Origin of the sequence: Synechococcus sp. R55.8 (assembly GCF_047461895.1) — a bacterium.
Classification (GTDB): domain Bacteria; phylum Cyanobacteriota; class Cyanobacteriia; order Thermostichales; family Thermostichaceae; genus Thermostichus.
In genome coordinates this window covers 1-1,154 of record NZ_JANSIB010000135.1, presented here as the reverse complement: position 1 = coordinate 1,154, position 1,154 = coordinate 1, and the positions used below count along the sequence as shown (strand labels likewise).

General features: G+C 62.2%; 1 protein-coding gene. It reads right to left on the bottom strand.

What is annotated here, in order from left to right:
• Positions 1 to 116 precede the first annotated feature (116 nt).
• A partial coding sequence (carA, locus tag NW829_RS11520; protein ID WP_414417137.1) for a glutamine-hydrolyzing carbamoyl-phosphate synthase small subunit occupies positions 117 to 1,154 on the bottom strand: 1,038 nt, incomplete at its 5' end.

Genomic DNA, 1,154 nt, shown 5'->3' with positions numbered 1-1,154 from the left:
ATTGCCGGCAAAGGCCATGAGGACTACCAGATCCTGGGCACCGAGAAGATTCACTTCGACGACCGGGAAGAAGCCCGCGCCGCCCTGGCCCTGAGGGAAAAAAGCCGGGGGTGAGGCTAACGGGAGCGGTGCTGCAGCATCAGCTCCACGAACTCGCGGAAGAGGTGATCGGCGTCGTGGGGGCCGGGGCTGGCCTCCGGGTGATACTGCACAGAAAACAGGGGCAGGTGACGGTGGCGGATCCCGGCTACGGTGTGGTCATTCAAGTTGAGGTAGCTGATCGTGACCTCATCGGCGGGGATCGAAGCGGCATCCACCGCAAATCCGTGGTTCTGGCTGGTGATCTCCACTTGCTTCTCCAACCCGCAAGGGTGGTTGAGGCCGCGGTGGCCAAACTTGAGCTTGTAGGTGGATCCCCCTAGGGCCAAGCTGAGGATCTGATGGCCCAGGCAGATCCCAAATAGGGGCTTCCCGGTTTGCAGCAGCGCTTGGGTGGTGCGGATGGCAGTCGTCTCAGCGGCGGGATCCCCTGGCCCATTGGAGAGGAAGATCCCATCGGGGTTGTAACTCAAAATCTGCTCCGGGCTGGCATTGGCCGGCAACACCATCACCCGACAGCCATAGCGGGTAAGGCGGCGCAGAATGTTGCGCTTAACGCCGAAATCCAAGGCCACCACCCGCAGGGGCGGCTCCGGGATCGGGATCCCTTGGCTGCGGCCATAGTCCCAATCGGCGGGCGTAGGCTCCAGCCACTCGTAGGGTTGGGGAGTAGTAACTTCCGCCACCAAGCTCAACCCCTGCATGGAAGGAGCCTGGCGCACCCGCTCCAACAAAACCTGGGGATCCAAAGTCTCCGTGGAAAGGGCCCCGTTCATCACCCCCTGAGAGCGCAGCCGCCGTGCCAAAGCCCGCGTATCCACCCCGGCAATGGCCGGGATCCCATATCGTTGCAGGTATTCGGGGAGGGTGGATGTAGCCCGCCAAGAGCTGACCATGCGAGACACATTGCGGGCAATCACCCCTGCTACTTGGGGCCGAGCCGATTCTTCGTCCAGCTCATTCACTCCGGTATTTCCCAGCTCAGGGCAGGTGAAAGTAATGATCTGCCCCCGGTAGCTGGGATCGGTGATCACCTCCTGGTAGCCGGTCATGCC